The following is a 601-nucleotide window of genomic DNA, read 5'->3' as shown; positions in this document are numbered from 1 at the left end:
ATATCGGCGGTGCGGGGGTTGCCCGTGGCTATCTGAATCTGCCGGAACTGACGGCGGAGCGTTTCGTCGAGGACCCGTTCAGTGCCGAGCCGGCAGCGCGGATGTACAGGAGCGGCGATCTGGGCCGCTGGCTGGCGGACGGCAACATCGAGTACCTGGGGCGCAATGACGATCAGGTCAAGATACGAGGCTTTCGTATCGAGCTGGGCGAGATCGAGATGCAGCTGAGGCAGATCGTGAACATCAAGGACGCCGTAGTGATCGCCCGGGAGGACACACCGGGTGAAAAGCGCCTGACGGCTTATTACACAATGCCGGAAGCGGAACAAGCTATTACGGCGCAGACGTTACGTGCTGCCTTACTGGCAAGGCTGCCGGAATACATGGTGCCGGCGGCATATATGAAATTGTCGGAATGGCCGCTGACGCCTAACGGCAAACTGGATCGACGGGCATTACCGGCGCCGCAGGATGACGCTTATGCCAGTCGTGATTACGAGGCGCCTGTAGGTGAAGTCGAACCTGCGCTGGCGGAGATCTGGCAGGCGTTGCTCGGTATCGATCGGGCAGGGCGTCAAGATCACTTCTTCGAACTGGGCGG

1 protein-coding gene is annotated in these 601 nt (G+C 60.4%); it reads left to right on the top strand.

Translation table 11 applies throughout. The features are described from left to right. The coding region (locus ALO43_RS20795) for an AMP-binding enzyme (protein ID WP_157062347.1) at window positions 1-601 on the top strand (601 nt) is incomplete at both ends.

The organism is Pseudomonas tremae, assembly GCF_001401155.1.
In the GTDB taxonomy this organism is placed as follows: Bacteria; Pseudomonadota; Gammaproteobacteria; order Pseudomonadales; family Pseudomonadaceae; genus Aquipseudomonas; species Aquipseudomonas tremae.
This window is presented reverse-complemented; position numbering and strand designations above follow the sequence as displayed.